We start from the raw sequence: 17945 nt of genomic DNA, 5'->3' as shown, positions 1-17945 counted from the left end.
ATACGCTGATGACCTGATCAACAGGTGTGCGGAGCGCGGAAGTCGGGAAGGCCGCAATGCAGGTGCGGCAGCGATGGGGGCGGCAGTGACGGACGGATTCGACTTCAGTCCCGGGGCCCAGGTGCCTCTGGCGGGTGCGAGCGGCCAGACGGCGGCGACCTATGCGCTGGCCGCGGCGGCGTACCGGGACGACGAGGTCACCAAGATCCTGAACGCCGACAACGAATGGCACCAGTCCAAGGTCACCCCACCGCGGTCCTGGGCGAAGATCTTCCGGCCCAGGTTCGGCGAGGCCTTCTCGCGCGCGGTGATCGACCGGATGCTGGGGGCCGGGCGCAAGCCGGTCATCCAGTCGTTCGGCATCGAGCCGCAGGTCGTCGTGGAGCACTGCCTGGCGGCCCACCGCATCCGCCGCGACCGCGACAACTGGCTCTCGGCGATCACGGTGATCTGCGGGGTGCTCTTCCTGCCCGGCTTCCTCGTGTGGCTGCTGGTGTTCACGCTGCGCACCACCATGGCCAAGCGCGAGGACAAGCGCGCGGGCGCCCTCGCCACGACCCTGCTGGTCGCCGTGGGCGCACTCGCCGTGCTGTTCCTCATCCGCATGCCGTTCACGGGCTTCTGGGCCCTGTACGGGCGCGCGGCGATCATCATGCCGGTCGTCGGCTGGTTCTGGGCCAAGCAGATCTGCGAGCGGACCGCCCGTGACCTGCGGGAGCGCTGGTCCAGCCTGCTGTCCGGCGGCGGTGTCGGCGCCAAGATCCCCGAGGCCGTCCCGGGCAGCCCGGGCGACGCGGCCGAGCAGGTCCGCAAGGAACTGGCCCGGCTGGCCGCCGAGCAGCGGTCCAACTCGGTCTTCTACGCCGGCCCCAAGGGCATACTCGGCATGGGCACGCGGTGGGGCAGCTGGCAGCTGGCCGAGGAGCTGGTCTCCGCCGAGCCGGGCAAGGACTTCCACCCCTTCCGCAGCTGGGACGTCATCGTGGCGATCCAGGGCGGCCTGGGCATGCTGGAGCGGACGTCCATCAACACCGGCGGCTTCCCCAAGCCGAGCATCACGCACTGGATCGTCACACCGATCGGCGAGAAGGCGACGGAGGTGTCCCGGCCTAGCGGCACCGACGTCGACGCGTACACGATCCGGACGCACGCCGTGCAGGACATCTGCAACAAGCAGCAGTTCGGCAGCGGCGACCGGCACTACCTGGGCGTGCAGTGGACCCTCTGGGACGGCCACCTGGTGATCACGATGCTGATCACGGTGACCGTGCTGCACGACACCCTTCGCATCGAGGTCACCGGCCACGCCCTGGGGCCGGTCCACTCCCTGTTCAACGAGAAGCCCGCGGCCAAGGAGAAGACGGTCCAGAAGGCCTTCCGGTTCTGGGAGACCCGCTCCGTGAAGCTCCCCCTGATCGACGCCGACGAGGTCGTACGGCTGGCCGCGCGGGCCCCGCTGACCTGGTACCCGCCGCTGCTGAAGTGGCTCGGCGGCGGCCTCACGCTGCCGGAGCCCTTCGGCCTGCGGCACGCGTGGGCCGACCAGCCGTGGCGGCACCGGTTCATGGCGGACGACGCGTTGCGGGCGGCTACGCCTGTGCTGCGTGTGGTGCATGCGGCGGCGCTGAAGGTGCTGCGGGAGAACGGCGTGAACGTGGAGAAGTTCGGGGCGCGGTCGGCGGCGCTCAGCGGGGCGGTGCAGGAGGCTTCGCCGAAGAAGGCGGATGTGTACGACGCGTAGGTGATCGGTCGCGGGCCGGTGGGGGCCGGTGTTCCCGGGGGCTTCGCCCCCGGACCCCCATCGGCCTCAACGGCCTCGTCCTCAAACGCCGGACGGGCTACGGGGCCGCGAGGCTCAGGTGGCCGGCCAGGCCTCCGCCAGCATCTTCCTCGTGTCGGCCAGCAACTGCGGCAGCACCCGCGTGTGCCCCACCACCGGCATGAAGTTCGTGTCGCCGCCCCACCTCGGCACGATGTGCTGGTGCAGGTGCGCCGCGATGCCCGCGCCGGCGACGGAGCCCTGGTTCATGCCGATGTTGAAGCCGTGCGCGCCGGAGGCGGTGCGCAGGGCGGTCATCGCCTGCTTGGTGAGTTCGCCGAGTTCGGCGGTCTCCCCCGCCGTGAGGTCCGTGTAGTCGGCGACGTGCCGGTAGGGCACGGTCATCAGGTGACCGCCGTTGTACGGGTAGAGGTTGAGCACGGCGTAGACCTGCTCGCCGCGCCGGACGACCAGCCCGTCCTCGTCGGACTTGGCCGGGATCGAGCAGAAGGGGCAGCCGTCGCCGGCGCCCGGGCCGGTCGGCTTGTTCTCGCCCTGGATGTAGGCCATCCGGTGGGGCGTCCACAGACGCTGGAACGCGTCCTGCGTCCCCACTCCCAGCTGCTGCTCCGGCTCACTCGTCATGCAGTGCAGCATATGGCGTCGAGCTGGGGGGACGGCAAAGGCCCCCGGGATCGCCCCGGGGGCCTCGGCGCCGTGTGATCAGACCTGCGCGCGCTCCTCGACGACCTTCTGGATCTTCGCGATGGCCTCGTCGAAGGGGATGCCGTTCTCCTGGGAGCCGTCGCGGTAGCGGAAGGACACCGACCCCTGGGACATGTCCTCGTCGCCCGCGATGACCATGAAGGGCACCTTCTGCTTCTGGGCGTTGCGGATCTTCTTCTGCATACGGTCCGAGGAGGAGTCCACCTCGACGCGCAGGCCCTTCTTCCGGGCCGCCGCCGCGAACTTCTCCAGGTACTCGACGTGCGCGTCGCCGATCGGGATGCCGACCGCCTGGACCGGGGCCAGCCACGCCGGGAAGGCGCCCGCGTAGTGCTCCAGGAGCACCGCGAAGAAGCGCTCGATCGAGCCGAACAGCGCGCGGTGGATCATGACCGGGCGCTGCTTGGAGCCGTCGGCGGAGGTGTACTCCAGGTCGAAGCGCTCCGGCAGGTTGAAGTCGAGCTGGATCGTCGACATCTGCCAGGTGCGGCCGATGGCGTCCTTGGCCTGGACGGAGATCTTCGGGCCGTAGAAGGCGGCGCCGCCCGGGTCCGGGACGAGCGGCAGGCCCTGCTTCTCGGCGACCTGGCGCAGCGTCTCGGTCGCCTCCTCCCAGGCCTCGTCCGAGCCGACGAACTTCTCCGGGTCCTTGGTGGACAGCTCCAGGTAGAAGTCGTTCAGGCCGTAGTCGCGCAGCAGCTCCAGCACGAAGGTGAGGAGCTTGTCGAGCTCCTCGGACATCTGCTCGCGGGTGCAGTAGATGTGCGCGTCGTCCTGGGTGAAGCCGCGGGCGCGGGTCAGGCCGTGCACGACGCCCGACTTCTCGTACCGGTACACGGTCCCGAACTCGAACAGGCGCAGCGGCAGTTCACGGTAGGAACGCCCGCGCGCGTCGAAGATCAGGTTGTGCATCGGGCAGTTCATGGGCTTGAGGTAGTAGTCCACGCCCTCGTCGAGCTGCATGGGCGGGTACATGCCGTCGGCGTACCAGTCCAGGTGGCCCGAGGTCTCGAAGAGCTTCCCCTTCGTCGCGTGCGGGGTGTAGACGAACTCGTAGCCCGCCTCCTCGTGCCGCTTGCGCGAGTAGTCCTCCATGACCCGGCGGATGATGCCGCCCTTGGGGTGGAAGACGGCGAGGCCGGAGCCGATCTGCTCCGGGATGGAGAACAGGTCGAGCTCACTGCCGAGCTTGCGGTGGTCACGCTTCTCGGCCTCGGCGAGGAACTCCAGGTGCGCCTTCAGCTCGTCCTTGGTCGGCCAGGCGGTGCCGTAGATGCGCTGCAGCATGGGGTTCTTCTCGCTGCCGCGCCAGTAGGCGCCCGCGTTGCGCATCAGCTTGAACGCCGGGATCGCACGGGTCGACGGCAGGTGGGGGCCCCGGCAGAGGTCCTTCCAGCACAGCTCGCCGGTCTTGGCGTCCAGGTTGTCGTAGATCGTCAGCTCGCCGGCGCCGACCTCGACGTCCGCGCCGTCGTCGGAGGAGGCGGAGCCCTTGAGGCCGATCAGCTCCAGCTTGTAGGGCTCGTTCGCCAGCTCCTCGCGGGCGGCCTCGTCGGTGACGACGCGGCGGGCGAACTTCTGCCCGCGCTTCTGGATCTCCTGCATCTTCTTCTCGATGGCCTTGAGATCCTCGGGCGTGAACGGCTTCTCGACGTCGAAGTCGTAGTAGAAGCCGTCCTTGACGGGCGGGCCGATGCCCAGCTTGGCCTCGGGGAAGAGCTCCTGCACGGCCTGCGCCATGACGTGCGCGGTGGAGTGGCGCAGGATGTTCAGGCCGTCCTCGGAGGAGATCTCGACGCCCTCGACCTCGTCGCCGTCGGACAGGGCGTACGACAGGTCCTTGAGCTCGCCGGCCACGCGCGCGGCGACGATGGAACGCTCGCCGGCGAAGAGCTCGGCGGCCGTAGTGCCCGTCGTCACCACGCGTTCTTCCCGCTCGGAATCGCGTTGGATGATCACACGGACGTCTGACACCGGTCTCTCCTGACTGAAGGTGGGGTTGCGTGCGCCATACCGGAGCGCGCGCACGAGTAAGGATCGTACCGACCCGGGACGGCCCACCGCGAAATCAGTCCCCGCAGTCCCCTCCGCAGGCCTCCTCGAAGAAGTCGAGGTTCTCCTGGAGCTCCTTCATCAGCCGGTCCCGCTCGGCGTCGTCGACCTGCACCGGGACGACCCCGTGGGCCCCGGTGAGACGCCGGAACCCGCCCCGGCTCTCCAGCCTCCCCTGCACCCGCACCGGCAGCCCGACGAGGTGGGCGTGCCCGGCGATCCGGTACGCCTCCTCGTCCAGGGTGATCCGGACGTTCGGCACATCGGCCCCGGCCAGCACCCGCAGTCGTACGGTGCCCTCGCCGCGCGGCCCGGACCTGCGCATCCGGACCACCGCTCCGGTGATCCGCACCGGCACGGCGGGTTCCTCGTGCCGGTAGCGGGCGCCCGCTTCGCGCAGCACGGACAGGTCGCCGGGTGAGAACTCGACGGGCCCGGCGGAGGGCGCGCAGCCTTCGGGCACACCGGCCGCCGGGGCCCACTCGACGGCGATCCGGGCGCCTTCCGTGCCCCGGACGAGGGTGACGAGCGCCTCGGTGAGTTCGTGGCTCACGCCGGCCTCGACGGCGGCGTCGAAGGCGTCCATGCCGCCGGTGGCGCGCTGGTAGTCGATGGCCTCGCGGGCGGCGTGCAGGGCCTGGTGGAGCCGGACCGCGAGGGGGCGGCCGGCGGCGACGGGCACGAAGGCGGTGAGGCGGCCGTCCGTGGCGGAGCCGACGAGGACGTGCTCCAGGGCCGCGGCGGCGGCGCGCCGGTGGCGGGCGCCGTGGTAGCCGGCCCGCGCGCGGGTGGCGAGGGCCGCGGCGAGCAGCATCCGGCGGGCGGCGGTGCGCAGCCGGTCCTCGACGGTCCAGGACGCCGCTCCGCCGGGTCCGGCGGGGACGTCGTGCCACCAGCGGATCTCGTCGCTGGGCACGGCGAGGGAGAGGAGGACCTCGCGGGCGGAGGGCGAGCCGCTGCGGGACAGGGCGAGCAGGGCCTCGCCGAGCAGGTCGTCGCTGTCGGGGAAGGCGCGGCTCTCCGGCACCAGCAGACTGATCCCGCCGCCGCCCGGTCCCGGCGGGGTCCAGCGGCCGTAGCGGCCGGGGGCGCCGCCGCGCCGCTGCCAGCCGTGGCGGCGCAGCAGGGCGCTGAGCACGGCCGGGTCGACGTCGACGGGCTCGGGCGCTGCGCCGCTCCAGGCGGGGTCCACGGGGTGGGGCCGGGCGGGCCTCGCCGGCTCCTCGGTCGGGCGGTGCGTCACGGTCTTCCTCCCGTCCCGACCCGCGTCATGATCTCGCACAGCGCCCGGTCGTCGAAGATGCGTGAAGTCGGTATGCGCACGGTGGTGCGGCGGCGGCCGGTGATCGGCTGTCCGGCGAGGTTGGTCCAGTAGCAGCAGTGCCTCAGGTCGAGCCGGTCGTGGCTGGCGCGCAGCCAGTCGTCCTGGGAGCGCGGCACCAGCATCACCACCAGGATCTTGTGCACGGACACGGGGGTGCGGGCGAGCTTCGCCAGGTGGTCGTTGTCGAGCGTGAAGGAGAAGGTGCGGCCCGGTGGGTTGGGCGGCACCTGGTAGGTGGCCTTGAGCTGCACCTTGATGGTGACCTCGTCGTCGACCGTGTGCCCGGGGGCGCTGTGGCTGACGTGCCAGTCGATGCCGTTGTCGGGAAAGGGCTGGGACAGCGAGCAGCCGGCGGCCGCCGCGACGGCGTGCAGATAGCCGACCTGCAGTGTCTCCATGCAGGCGGTGGTGGCGAGAGTGCCGCGAGAGGGAGCCGTGCGCTCGGGCAGCAGCCCGCCCCGTTCGGGCTGCGCTATGGCCATGGCCAACAGCCTTCCAGAACAAGTGATTCCCCGCTGCGGGCCGCTGAACTGCAACAACCCGTACTCCTGTTGTCTCCTTCCGGCGTACGGCGCAAACAGCCCGGGTATCACCGGATCGGGCAGCGGACTGTGCGTCAACTGCCGAAGGTCATCGAGGGGTTGTGTGGCTATGACGACGTGCTGGTACGAGGGGGCGCTGGCCGCCTTCGACACGGAGACGACGGGCGTGGACGTCGAGACCGACCGGATCGTGTCGGCCGCCGTCGTCGTCCAGGACGCGCCGGGCGTCCGGCCGCGGGTGAGCCGCTGGCTGGTGAACCCGGGGGTGCCGGTGCCCGCCGAGGCGACGGCGGTGCACGGACTGACGGAGGATCACCTCCAGCGCAACGGCCGGTGGCCGTCGCCGGTGATGTACGAGATAGCTCAGGCGCTGGCCGAGCAGGCGCACGCGGGCCGCCCGGTCGTGGTGATGAACGCGCCGTTCGATCTGACGCTGCTGGACCGGGAGTTGCGGCGCCATCGCGCCTCGTCGCTGGGCCGCTGGTTCGAGTCGGCGCCGCTGTTCGTGCTCGACCCGCGGGTCCTGGACAAGCACCTGGACCGCTACCGCAAGGGCCGCCGCACGCTGACCGACCTGTGCGCGCACTACGGCGTCGCCCTGGAGGGCGCGCACGACGCGGCGGCCGACGCGGTGGCGGCGCTGGAGGTCACCCGGGCGGTGGGCCGCCGGTTCGCGTCCCGGCTGGAGCGGCTCGCGCCGGGCGAGCTGCACACGCTGCAGGCGGTGTGGCACGCGGCGCAAGCGCGGGGGCTGCAGGCGTGGTTCGCACGCAGCGGGGTGGACGAGGCGGTCGATCCGGCCTGGCCGCTGCGTCCGGACCTGCCGGCGGCGGCCTGACCACGTACCCGGCGCGGCGAGGGCATGAAAAAACCGGTCCGTCTGCGACGGACCGGCTGTTTCCGGTGGGCGATACTGGGTTCGAACCAGTGACCTCTTCGGTGTGAACGAAGCGCTCTCCCACTGAGCTAATCGCCCGGGAACGCACTGAACAATACAGGTCCCGGCCCGTTTCCTTCAAACCGCTTCGAGGTGCCTGAGCAGTCCGCGCCGCCCGGAGCGCATCATCAGCGCGTGGTTGGCGCGGAAGAGGGGCCGTCCCGGTACGGCGAACCGCCTGAGCAGCGGCTTGGTCACGCTCACGACCTGGTCGTACCGCGCGAGGCTGCCCGGCCCGAGCGGCGTGACCGTCCAGCGCGCCCAGCCCTCGATGTCCCCGGTCATGGCGATCTCCAGCACACCGGCGCCGGGGTCGCGCCGCACCTCCCGCGCCGTGAAGGTCATGTGGTACGGCAGGACGGAACGGATGCGGATCACCCCGGTGGTGTCGTCGAGGCGGGTCACCTCGCGGACCTGGCGCCACCAGCGGGGGTAGTCCTCGGGCCGTTCCAGCACCTCGAACACGGCGGCCGGGGGCGCGGGCAGGGGCCACAGGCTGCGGAAACGGTAGTGGTTCCAGTCCATGCCCGCAGTCTGCCCACTCACGGCGGGGCTGTCTGAGTACGCGCCTGAGTATCCGCGCTCATGCCCTGCGGGGTGACCCGGGCCACACTGCGTGCCATGACGCACCTTCCGCCCCCGGCCGAGGAACTGCGGCTCCTCGACGCCGAACTGCGGCAACTGGACGCCCGCCGGGCCCAGTTGCTGACCCGCCGCGCCTGGCTGGTCGCGGCCCTGCGGCAGACGGCACAGCCGTCGCGGCCCTGGGCGCACCCGCGGACGCCGTCCGCGGCGCCGCCCCGCCCCGAGACCGCCGCGCCCAGCGTGCAGAACGTGCTCCTGGTGCTCGGCGGTGTCCTGCTCACGCTCGCGGCGGCGGTGTTCACGCTGGTCAGCTGGGGGCACATGGGCATCGCCGGGCGGGCCCTGGTGCTCGGCGCCGTCACGCTGGCCGCGCTCGCCGCCCCCGTGCCCCTGCTGAAGCGCGGGCTGCGGTCGACGGCGGAGTCCCTTGCGGGGCTCGGGCTCGCGCTGACCGTCCTGGACGCCTACGCGCTGCACGAGGCCGCCCTTCCCGGGACGGACGGGACGGGATACGCGGCGGCAGCGGCGGCGGTGCTGGCGGTGGCCTGGTCGGCCTACGGTCTGCTGCCCGCCACGGCCGCACTGCGGCTGCCCTTGCCGGCCGCCCTGGCGGCAGCCCAGTTCCCGCTGCTGCTGTGGGCCCTCGCCGCCGACGGAAGTCCGTATGTGATCACGGCGGCGCTGCTGGTGACGGCCGGGCTGGACGCGGTGCTGGCGCTGCGGGTGTCGACCGCTTCCGTACGGATATCGGCGGTCGTCGGCGCGTACGCCGTGGGTGGCTGGGGCGTCCTGGGCGCGGGCTGGCTGTCCCTGACGGCCGACGGCCCGGGGGCCGCCACGCGGGCCGGGGCGCTGCTCCTTCTCGCGGCGGGGATCACGCTGGGCGCGGCCTGGCGGATGCCGAGCGCGCGGCACGCCCTGGGGCCGGCGATCGCCTCGGGGCTGCTCACCGTGGCGGCGCTCGGCGGAGTGGTCCGTTCCGGAGTGTCGTCGGAGTGGGCGGTGCCGGCCCATCTGGTCCTCGGTGTCGCCCTGTTGACGGCGGTGCGGGTGAGCCGGCTGCCCGACGCGGTACGGCAGGGTTTCGTCTGGGCGTCCGGTGCCGTGCAGGCGCTGGCGCTGGTGTGGGCGCTGCCCGTCGTCGCCCTGGTGGTGCTGGGGCCGGCCGGGTGGCTGGGGCGGGTGTGGAGCGGGGCGCCGGCGGACGCCCGTGCCGCGGTGGCCGTCGAGACGCCCTGGCCGCCGGACGCGGCGACGGCTCCCCTGGTGCTCCTGGTGGTGGCGGCCGTGCTCGCCCTGGCGGTCCCGGCGGAGCAGTGGCGTCCACGGGCCCGGCTCGGCGCCCTGGGCCTGCTCTGGGGCGCGGTGCTGATACTCCCGGCGGTCTTCGAGATCCCGTACGGGGCCGGGCTGACGGTCCTGGGAGTCGTGACAGCGACCACGCTGTACGCCGGCCGCACCACGACACCCGACGACCGGACCCCCGCGCCCGACACGCACACCACGACACCCGACGCGCGAACCCCCGCGCCCGACACGCACACCACAACGTCCGACGCGCGGACCAGGGCGCCCGAGGCTCGAGCCACCACGCCCGACGCGCGGATCACCGCCCTCGTCCTCGCCCTGGTCACGGCCCTCGGCCTGGTCCTTGCCTCGCTGGCCTCCCAGACCGCGACCCTCGTCGTGCTGTCCGTGCTGACGGTCCTGTTCGCCGGGGCTTCGTGGCGGGCCGGTCTCGCCGCCGTCACGGCTCCGGCCGCCCTCGTGCACGCCGCCGCGCTGGCCTCGGCCACAGGCGCCGCGGCGGACTGGCCGCCGGCCCGCACGGCCCTGCTGGTGCTGGCCGTACCCGCGGCCGCCGCCCTGCTCGCGGCACGTCTCCTCGAGCCCCGGACGGTCGTGGCGGTGGAGATCACCGCCGCCGCCACCGGCCTGCTCGCCGTGGGCCTCGCCGTCACCGACCCGCCGCTGCTCGCCCTGGTGCTGGCCCTGTGCGGCGTGATCGCCACGGGCACCGCGCTGCGACCCGGCCGCCGACCCGTCGGTTACGCGGCCACGGCCCTGTTCGTGCTGGCCGCGTGGGTGCGCCTGGCCGCCTGGGACGTCTCCGCGCCCGAGGCGTACACGCTCCCGGTGACCGTCCCGGCCCTGCTCCTCGGCGCCCTGCGCCGGCGCCGGGACCCGCGGGTCACGTCCTGGACGGCGTACGGTGCCGGACTCGCCGCCACCCTCCTGCCGAGCCTGGTCGCGGCCTGGGGCGACCCGCACTGGACGCGCCCGCTGCTGCTGGGCACGGCGGCCCTGCTGGTCACCCTGCTGGGCGCCCGGCACCACCTCCAGGCGCCGCTGGTGCTCGGCGGCTCGGTGCTCGCCCTGGTCACGCTGCACGAACTCGCCCCGTACGTCGTGCAGGTGACCGGAGCACTCCCCCGCTGGGCGCCTCCCGCCCTCGCCGGGCTCCTGCTGCTCGCACTCGGGGCAACGTACGAGCAGCGGATCCGGGACGTCCGGCGGGTGCGGGAGGTCCTGGGGAGGATGGACTAGCCGCCGGCTACGGCATCCTGTCGCCGAGCAGGGCCAGGTTCTCGATCGCGGCGAGGCCGTACAGCGAGGTGTCGTTGGTGGAGACCCACGGCGCCTCGCTGCCCGGCACCAGCGTGAGCGGGCCGCTGAGCTTCTCGGTCTTCCAGGGCGCGGACTCCTTGTAGCCGTCGGAGTTGTAGAACTTGTCCCAGGCGCGCTTGGCGAGCTTCTCGTCACCGCTCTGGACGGCGGCGTACGCGTCGAGGCGCGAGTGGCCCTGGAAGAGGATCAGGGAGCCGAAGTTGCTGCCGTAGCGGGCCGCCTGCTCTGCCTTGGTGGCGTTGAAGTAGCGGCAGTAGTCGAGGTACGCCTCCTTGAACTTCGGCATGTCGACGAGGTCGATGAGCTCGGCGCACAGTTCGTTGAGGCCGAAGACGGCCGACAGGTGCGAGACCTCCACCTTGGGCTGGGCGGCGACGGCGAACTTGCCGGTGTCCAGGTCGTACAGGCCGCTGCCCTGCACGAATCCGTTGGGCTGGGCGGCGATGGTCTCCATCGTGGACAGGACACGCGCCTTGGCCTTCTCCCACTTGGGGCCCTTGCGCTCCCACTCGGTCAGCCACGCCGAGACCAGGCCGGACCAGTCCGTGCCGAAGCCGATCGACAGGGCGTGCCGGTCGGGCGTGTACGGCTCAGTGCGGATCTTGCGCAGCGGGTCCAGGGCCAGGAACGTCTCGTCGGAGTCGACGTTGGCGTGCATGAGGTCGCCGACGCGTTCGTCCGCCGTGAGGAAGTAGTAGTAGCGCCGGTACGTGGTGTTGGCGATGCGCTGCTGCTTGGCGCTGTCGGCCCAGTGCTGCACACCGTGCCGGGTGCCGAGGCCCGCCCACTTGCCGAGGTGGTAGACGTCGACCTCGCCGGTGTGCCGGGTCATGGCCTCGGCGAAGCGGAAGATGTCGGCGCGGCCGGAGCGCAGGTACGCGTACCAGAGCCACAGGTCCGGCGACAGCTCGGAGTTGTCCCAGGCGTAGCCGCCGACGTCGTAGCGCCACTGGTGCCGGACCGTGTCGTAGGTGTGCATGATGTCGCCGTAGTCCCAGAAGCCGTACCACCGGCGCATCTCCACCTGGTCCTTGTAGTAGGTGAAGAGGAAGTCGAGGTGGTCCTCGATCTTGGCCTTGGCGGGGGTGGAGCGGTCGGGTTCGGCGTACAGGCCCTTGCCGAAGACGCCCGCCTTGATGAGCTGTTTCGGCGGGGCGGCGAGCTGCGGGAGCACCCGGACGGCCTCGACCTGCTCGGCGAGCGTCTCGGCGCTCGGGGTGGAGGCGTTGGCCCAGAACAGCAGCTCGGAGGTGCGGGCGATGCCGTAGGGGGTGCCGAACTCCGGCTCGTAGTCCTCGTAGGTGATGTTGAGGCCCTCGATCTGTTCCGGGTAGGTGTCCTGACCCATGCCGTCGTGGTAGAAGCGCATGTCCATCGGCTGCGCCTCGGGCGACCAGAGCCAGAGGGTGACCTCGGCCTCGTCGGTGTGGGCGCCCCGGATGTCGAGCTGGGCGGGGAACTTCTCCCAGAAGTCGCGCAGGCCGAAGGAGAGACCGCCGCTCACGCCGCCGACGTAGCCGAAGCCGGAGGCGCGCCGGCCGCCGCCCGCGCCGATCCAGCCGTAGCCCTTCTTGGTGCGCTTGCGCAGGGTGAAGCCGTCGGCGGAGAGCTGGGAGAGGGTGTAGTCGCCCCACTCGGGGATGTACTGCAGGCGGGTGGTGACGCGCTGGTCCCAGGTAGCCGGGTCGGGCAGCTTCCTGCCCTCGTACTGCGCCGCCTGCACGGCCGCGCCCGGATCGCGGCGCAGTCCGGTGATGCCCTTGACGGCCTCGCGCAGCAGGCCGGTGCCGTCGCCGCCGATGCGGATGTGGCGGTCGTAGGACTCGTCGCGCATCGGCACGGTGAAGCGGACGCCGAGGCCGCGGACGAAGTCGCCGGACGCCTTGCCCGGCTTCTGGGTACCGTCGTAGGTGATGGTGTGCACCATGCGGAAGGAGTCTGCGCCCGCGAAGAAGTAGAGGCGGATGGAGAACGGCAGCCAGCTGCGGTCGCCCTTGCGGTGCTTGCCGTCGATGCGGACGACGGCCCGGACCGGGCCCTCCTGCTCGACCTGGACCTTGGAGATGACGCCCTCGAAGCGTTCGGTCTTGACCGTGCCCTGGTCGCCGTCCTCGAACTCCGGCTGGCGGATCAGGACCAGGCGGCCGTTCTTGGCGATCTCCGTCGAGCCCCGGGTGACCGACTTGACGATCGTGGAGCCGGACTTGCCGATCCTCGCGGTGATGACGCCGGTCGAGACGGTGATGGCGCCGCCGCTCTTGTCGACGGTGACCTTCTTCTCGGGTGCGGCGGGCGTGCCGGCCGCGAGGGTGAGCTTGCCGTTGCCCGAGGCGACGGCGTGTGCGGTCCACTTGAGGGAGCCGTCGGGCCAGTAGGCGATCGGCCAGGACTGCACGGGTACGGCCTTGCCGTCCGCGTCCGTGAGCGCGAAGGTCTGGTCGTCCTGGTAGGCGCCCTTGGGCCAGGGGACGCCGACGGTGGAGCCGGGGGCCGCGCCGAGGCCGCCGTCCTCCAGCCAGTCCAGGGTCACCGGGTCGGGCTCGGCGGGCGCGGCCGCGGGCGCGGCCTGGGCGTCCTGCGCGCCCAGCGCCCAGCTGAACTGGGCGGCGGCTCCGGCGACGGCGGCCGCCTTCAGGAGGGATCTACGGGGGATGGGAGACATAGGGGTTGCTGCCTTTCCTCGTCCGTGCGGGATGCGAATCCGTACGCTGGTCAGGGGCATGACAGAGAGAGGTGCGGCGCCCGGGGCACCGACCTGGAAAGGGGAGGCACCGCCGTCAGCGGTGCCGGTACCGCTCCTCCACGGCGACGGCCGCCGCCGCGACGGCCCCCAGGACGGGGATCGCCAGCGGCGCGGCGAACCAGGCGGACACGACCACCACGGCCGGCCCGGCCATGAGCAGGAAGGAACCGGCCGGGTCGAGCACCGTACGGCGCCCGGCCTGTGCGAGCAGCGTCCGCCAGCGGGCGCCCGGCTCCCACACCGCCGCCGCGCGCAGCCCGGCCACGACCAGCCCGATCAGCGCGACGACCCCGACGGCGCCGACCAGCGGCCCGCCGGGGATCCCCGCCCGGGCCGCCTGCACGTCCACCCAGACGGCGGCCACCGCCGCCCACCCGGCGAGCCCGGCGATCCAGCCCCCGCGCAGGGCCGTCCGGAAGTCGGCGACGAACTCCCGCAGGCCACCGGCCTCATGGGCGGTGCTGCGCCGCAGATGCCGCGCCCCGGCGGCGAAGGCCGCCGGGTACGTCACGACACCCAGCGAGGCCACCGCGATCCACACGCCGGTCAGCAACGACTCGGCGAACACCGCGAATCGTCCCCAGGCTCCCGGCTCCGTTCGCGCAGGGGGCGCCCCCTCGGCGGGCAACGACTCGCCGCGTGCCTTCACCCGTGTCCCGGCCATGCCCGCCTCAGCCCTTCAGACCCGACGTGGCCATGCCGTCGATGAGATAGCGCTGGAACGCCAGGAAGAACGCCAGCACCGGCAGCAGCGCGACCAGCGACATGGCGATCATGCCGCCGTAGTTGGCCACGGCGTCCTGGTCCACGAACATCTTCAGCCCGAGCGAGACCGTGTACTTGTCCGGCTCGTTGAGATAGATCAGCGGTCCCATGAAGTCGTTCCACGCGTTGATGAACGTGAAGATCGCGCTGGTGATCAGGGCCGGACGGCACAGCGGCAGCACGATCGACCAGTAGATGCGCAGGTGCCCGCAGCCGTCGAGCCGGGCGGCCTCGTCGAGCTCCTTGGGCAGGTTGCGCATGAACTGCACCATCAGGAAGACGAAGAACGCCTCCGTGGCCAGGTACTTCCCCAGCAGCAGCGGGGTGTAGGTGTTGATCATCTCCATGTTGCGGAACAGCACGTACTGCGGGATGAGCAGCACGTGGTACGGCAGCAGGAGCGTGCCGATCATCAGCGTGAACAGCAGGTTCCGGCCCGCGAACCTGATCTTCGCGAAGGCGTACGCGGTCAGCGAGCAGGACACCAGGATCCCCACCACGGAACCCACCCCGAGGAACAGCGAGTTCAGGAAGAACGTGGAGATGGGGATGTCCGCGATGCCCTCGCTGAGCCGCGTGTAGTTCGAGGTGATCGGGTCGCCCGGGAAGAGGTCCAGGCTGCCGATGATGTCCTCGCTCTTCTTGAACGAGGCGCCGATGACCCAGACCACGGGGTAGAGGATCACCGCGAGGATCAGCAGGGAACCGATGTGCCAGGCGACGGACCCGGGGAGCTTGCGGCGGAACGCCCCGGAGGGTTTGACATCGGCGGCTGATGCGCTCATGAGGCGCCCTCCTCGTAGTGCACCCAGCGCTTCTGGGACCAGAACAGCACCGCCGTCACCAGGGCGACCGCGATCAGCAGCAGCCAGGCCATCGCGGAGGCCAGGCCCATCCGGCTGTTCTCGAAGCCCTGGACGTAGAGGTAGCAGGTGTAGACCATCGAACCGTCGGCCGGTCCGCAGGCGCTGCCCCCGGCGCCGCCGCCGACGATGTACGCCGAGCTGAAGATCTGGAAGGAGTGGATCGTCTCCAGCAGGACGTTGAAGAAGAGGACCGGCGAGATCATCGGCAGGGTGATGTTCCAGAACCGCCGCAGCTTGCCGGCGCCGTCGACCTCCGCCGCCTCGTACAGCTCCCGCGGGACCTGCTTGAGACCGGCGAGGAAGATGACCATGGGGGCGCCGAACTGCCAGACGGTGAGCGCCACCAGCGCGTAGATGATCATGTCCGGGTCGCCGGTCCAGCCGCCGACGTCGATCCCGAACAGCTTCTGCGTACGGTCGACGACCGCGTCGTCCGAGAAGATCGCCTTCCACACGATCGCGACGGACACACTCGCCCCGATCAGCGACGGCGCGTAGAACGCGGCCCGGTAGAAGGCCTGCCCGCGCCGCTTCTGGGCGAGGAGCAGCGCCACTCCGAGCGCCGCGATCAGCTTCAGCGGCGTACCCACGACGACGTACCACAACGTCACCTGCACCGAGTGGCGCCAGCGGGGATCGCCGAACATCTCGGAGAAGTTGTCGAGGCCGATCCACTTGGGCGCGTCGAACAGGTTGTAGTCGGTGAACGCGAAGTAGAGCGAGGCGACCATCGGGCCCGCGGTCAGCAGCAGGAACCCGGCGATCCAGGGGGACATGAAGAGATAGCCGGCCAGGTTCTCCCGGCGCCGCCGCCGCTTGAGGGCGGCGGGGCGCACGGGCTTCACCGGACCGTGCCGCGGCTCGGAGTCCTGGGACAGGCCCTCCATCGCAGGGGCGTGTGTCACGGTGGGTCCCATCAGGTGCCGAGAGCCGTCTTCGACTCGTTGAAGAACTGCTTGACGGCGTCGTCCACCGACCTCTTGCCCAGGCCGAGTTCCTCGGCGATGCGCAGGAACGCGGACTCGCAGATGTCCGCGCCGTTCGGGTGCGGCGTGATGGGCTCCAGCACACCCGCCTCGACGAGCGACTCCTCGTACGCGGCGATCGCCTTGTTGACCTCGTCGGTCGGCTTGTACGCGTCATACTGCGCCTGCGTCGCGGGCACGCCCCGGTCGTAGCCCATGATCTTGGCGACCTCGGGGTCGTGCACCATGAAGTCGATGAACTGGGCGACTTCCTTGGGGTGCTGGGTGCGCTTGGAGGCGCTCAGCATGAGGGAGCCGAGGTACTGCCCGGTCTTCTTGCCGTCCGTGGTGGGGATGGGAGCCAGGCCGTACTCGCTCTTGCCCTCGGAGGTGTAGCGGACGGTGAAGTTGTCCCAGGTGAACTCGCCGCCGGAGAGCTCCGCGGCGAGCGCGGACTTGGGCTTGATCTGGGCGACCTTCTTGGGGTCGGAGTAGATGCCGTCCTCGACGCCCTTCTTGGCCTTGGTCCACCAGTCCGTCAGATCCGCCTCGGTGAAGCCGAGTCCGTCCTCGGTGAAGAACGCCTTGCCGTTCTGGCGCAGGTAGAGGTCGTACAGGTACATGGTCCCGTACATGCCGCTGTCACCGGCGCGGCCCGTCTTGTCGCGGATCTTCTTCATGCCCGCTTCGAAGTCGTCCCAGGTCCAGCCCTGCTCGGGCTTGACGCCGGCCCGGGTGTAGACGGGCTTGTCGATGACCAGCGCCATCGAGTTGGAGCCGACCGGGACGCCGAGGAGCTTGCCGTCGATCTCGCCGAACTTCTCCAGGCCCGCCCGGAATCCCTCCATCCGGAGGTGGCCGGCCTTGACCTGCTCGCTGAGATCGAGCAGGACGTTCTTCGCGTCGTATTTGCGGAGGAAGCCGATGGCATTCTGGAACACGTCCGGCGGATTTCCGCCGGAGGCCTGCGTGTTGAACTTCTTCCAGAAGTCGAGATAAGGCTGGAAGTCCGTTTTCACCTTGATCTTCGGGTACTTCTTCTCGAAGAGCGCGATGGTCTTCTTGATGCGCTCGGCGCGGTCCTCCGCACCCCACCACGCGTAACGGATCGTCACCGTCCCGTCCGCGGACGTCCCTCCGTCGCCACCGCAGCCGGTCGTCGCGGCCATCCCCAGGGTGGCTGCCGTGGCCCCGGCCACCTTCAGGATCGTACGTCTCTCAACATTCCTGCCGTTCACCACGGTTGGACCTCCCCGCACGTCATCCCGCTCGCATGAATCGTTTCAAGTAAGCGCTTGCTGGCACAAGTTACGGAGGGGCTGAGGGTGCGTCAATGATTCGGACAAGAATTTCTTACCGAAGGGGGCGGGAGCGGAGCGGGGTGGGGCGACGGCTTCGGGGTCCGGACGGGGTGACGTCCCTGGTGAGGCGCGGGCGGTCGAGGGGCCGGACGAACCGGGGCCGGTTGTGCGGGTTTCGGGCGCGACCGAAAGACGTCGGTGGGGCGGCGGGCCGGAGCGCCGGGGGTGGGGGTGGGTTTTGGCCATGTGGCGGTTGGGCGGGGGGTGGCTGTGGGTGGGGGGTGATGGGCTGGGCCTGGCAGCGAACGACCGGGGCGATGTCGATGTGCCCGGGTGGCGGCCGCGCTTTGAGCGGGCGCCCGATGACGCCGCCGGGGCCCCCGCAGGCACTGGTCCCGTCGGCGAGGGACGACGCGCAGTCGGCGTCGGCGCGCGGTCGGCGTCGGGCCACGGTGCGCGGGGCGAGGATCGCGACGGCACGGGCGGCCGGCGGGGGCATACCGCTACAGGCCGGACAGGCTGCCGGGCCCGCGCAGCAAACGGACCACTACCAGGCCAGGTGCCGCCCTCCTGCACCTGCACCTGCCGCACCCGCACCCGCACCCGCACCCGCACCCGCACCCGCACCCGCACCCGCACGATGGTGCCGTCGCCGAAGCCGCTGCCGCTGCCGCTGCCGCTGCCGCCGCTCACAACGACGGCGGCCCACCAGAGGAAAAGGAGGTTGGGCCCCGGGACCGGTGGGGGATACA

Annotated in this window: 13 protein-coding genes and 1 tRNA gene; 3 read left to right on the top strand and 11 right to left on the bottom strand. The window is 71.2% G+C overall.

Translation table 11 applies throughout. The features are described from left to right. Positions 1 to 73: 73 nt before the first annotated feature. Positions 74 to 1741: a hypothetical protein gene (locus tag ABZ386_RS22650; protein WP_355726457.1), complete on the top strand. Its 1668-nt coding sequence runs from the start codon at positions 74 to 76 to the stop codon at positions 1739 to 1741. 114 nt (positions 1742 to 1855) lie between these two features. On the opposite strand, the gene ABZ386_RS22645 is transcribed toward ABZ386_RS22650, so the two are convergent. From ABZ386_RS22645 to ABZ386_RS22630, 4 genes are all read right to left on the bottom strand, one after another. After that, the gene (locus ABZ386_RS22645; RefSeq protein ID WP_351348991.1) at positions 1856 to 2416 is read right to left on the bottom strand and encodes an HIT domain-containing protein; all 561 of its coding nucleotides are present in this window, start codon (positions 2414 to 2416) and stop codon (positions 1856 to 1858) included. A 66-nt stretch (positions 2417 to 2482) separates the two neighbouring features. Next, positions 2483 to 4459 (bottom strand): threonine--tRNA ligase, encoded by a 1977-nt coding sequence (gene thrS / locus ABZ386_RS22640; RefSeq protein ID WP_358965664.1) that lies wholly within the window; start codon positions 4457 to 4459, stop codon positions 2483 to 2485. 94 nt (positions 4460 to 4553) lie between these two features. Next, the gene (locus ABZ386_RS22635; protein ID WP_356619424.1) at positions 4554 to 5780 is read right to left on the bottom strand and encodes a hypothetical protein; all 1227 of its coding nucleotides are present in this window, start codon (positions 5778 to 5780) and stop codon (positions 4554 to 4556) included. Continuing rightward, the gene (locus ABZ386_RS22630) at positions 5777 to 6343 is read right to left on the bottom strand and encodes a DUF4365 domain-containing protein (protein WP_351348982.1); all 567 of its coding nucleotides are present in this window, start codon (positions 6341 to 6343) and stop codon (positions 5777 to 5779) included. The genes ABZ386_RS22635 and ABZ386_RS22630 overlap by 4 nt, the downstream gene beginning before the upstream one ends. Positions 6344 to 6512: 169 nt before the next feature. Here ABZ386_RS22630 and ABZ386_RS22625 point away from each other — a divergent pair, with 169 nt between their 5' ends. After that, positions 6513 to 7241 (top strand): 3'-5' exonuclease, encoded by a 729-nt coding sequence (locus ABZ386_RS22625; protein ID WP_114250965.1) that lies wholly within the window; start codon positions 6513 to 6515, stop codon positions 7239 to 7241. Between the two features lie 66 nt (positions 7242 to 7307). Here the strand turns inward: ABZ386_RS22625 and ABZ386_RS22620 are convergent. Continuing rightward, positions 7308 to 7379, bottom strand: a tRNA-Val gene (locus ABZ386_RS22620). A 39-nt stretch (positions 7380 to 7418) separates the two neighbouring features. Continuing rightward, positions 7419 to 7865 carry an SRPBCC family protein gene (locus ABZ386_RS22615; RefSeq protein WP_358965662.1) on the bottom strand — a complete coding sequence of 149 codons (447 nt, stop codon included), beginning with the start codon at positions 7863 to 7865 and terminating at the stop codon, positions 7419 to 7421. 96 nt (positions 7866 to 7961) lie between these two features. Between ABZ386_RS22615 and ABZ386_RS22610 the strand changes: the two genes are divergently transcribed. Next, complete coding sequence (locus ABZ386_RS22610; protein WP_358965658.1) at positions 7962 to 10472, top strand: hypothetical protein; 2511 nt, start codon at positions 7962 to 7964, stop codon at positions 10470 to 10472. 7 nt (positions 10473 to 10479) lie between these two features. On the opposite strand, the gene ABZ386_RS22605 is transcribed toward ABZ386_RS22610, so the two are convergent. The 5 genes from ABZ386_RS22605 to ABZ386_RS22585 form a co-directional block, all read right to left on the bottom strand. Further along, positions 10480 to 13215: a Tat pathway signal sequence domain protein gene (locus tag ABZ386_RS22605; protein ID WP_356672978.1), complete on the bottom strand. Its 2736-nt coding sequence runs from the start codon at positions 13213 to 13215 to the stop codon at positions 10480 to 10482. Between the two features lie 115 nt (positions 13216 to 13330). Next, positions 13331 to 13960 carry a hypothetical protein gene (locus ABZ386_RS22600; RefSeq protein ID WP_358965655.1) on the bottom strand — a complete coding sequence of 210 codons (630 nt, stop codon included), beginning with the start codon at positions 13958 to 13960 and terminating at the stop codon, positions 13331 to 13333. 7 nt (positions 13961 to 13967) lie between these two features. Beyond that, entirely contained in the window at positions 13968 to 14846 is an 879-nt protein-coding gene (locus ABZ386_RS22595; protein ID WP_114250970.1) for a carbohydrate ABC transporter permease, read from the bottom strand. After that, complete coding sequence (locus tag ABZ386_RS22590; RefSeq protein ID WP_351348967.1) at positions 14843 to 15844, bottom strand: sugar ABC transporter permease; 1002 nt, start codon at positions 15842 to 15844, stop codon at positions 14843 to 14845. Before ABZ386_RS22590 ends, ABZ386_RS22595 begins: the two co-directional genes overlap by 4 nt. Then, positions 15844 to 17133, bottom strand: coding sequence for an extracellular solute-binding protein (locus tag ABZ386_RS22585; protein WP_351348964.1), 1290 nt, complete (start codon positions 17131 to 17133; stop codon positions 15844 to 15846). The genes ABZ386_RS22590 and ABZ386_RS22585 overlap by 1 nt, the downstream gene beginning before the upstream one ends. Between the last annotated feature and the right edge of the window lie 812 nt (positions 17134 to 17945).

Source organism: Streptomyces sp. NPDC006140 (assembly GCF_040628815.1).
Classification (GTDB): Bacteria; Actinomycetota; Actinomycetes; order Streptomycetales; family Streptomycetaceae; genus Streptomyces.
Note: the sequence above shows the minus strand (reverse complement) of the source record. Positions and strands in the feature narration are given on the sequence as shown.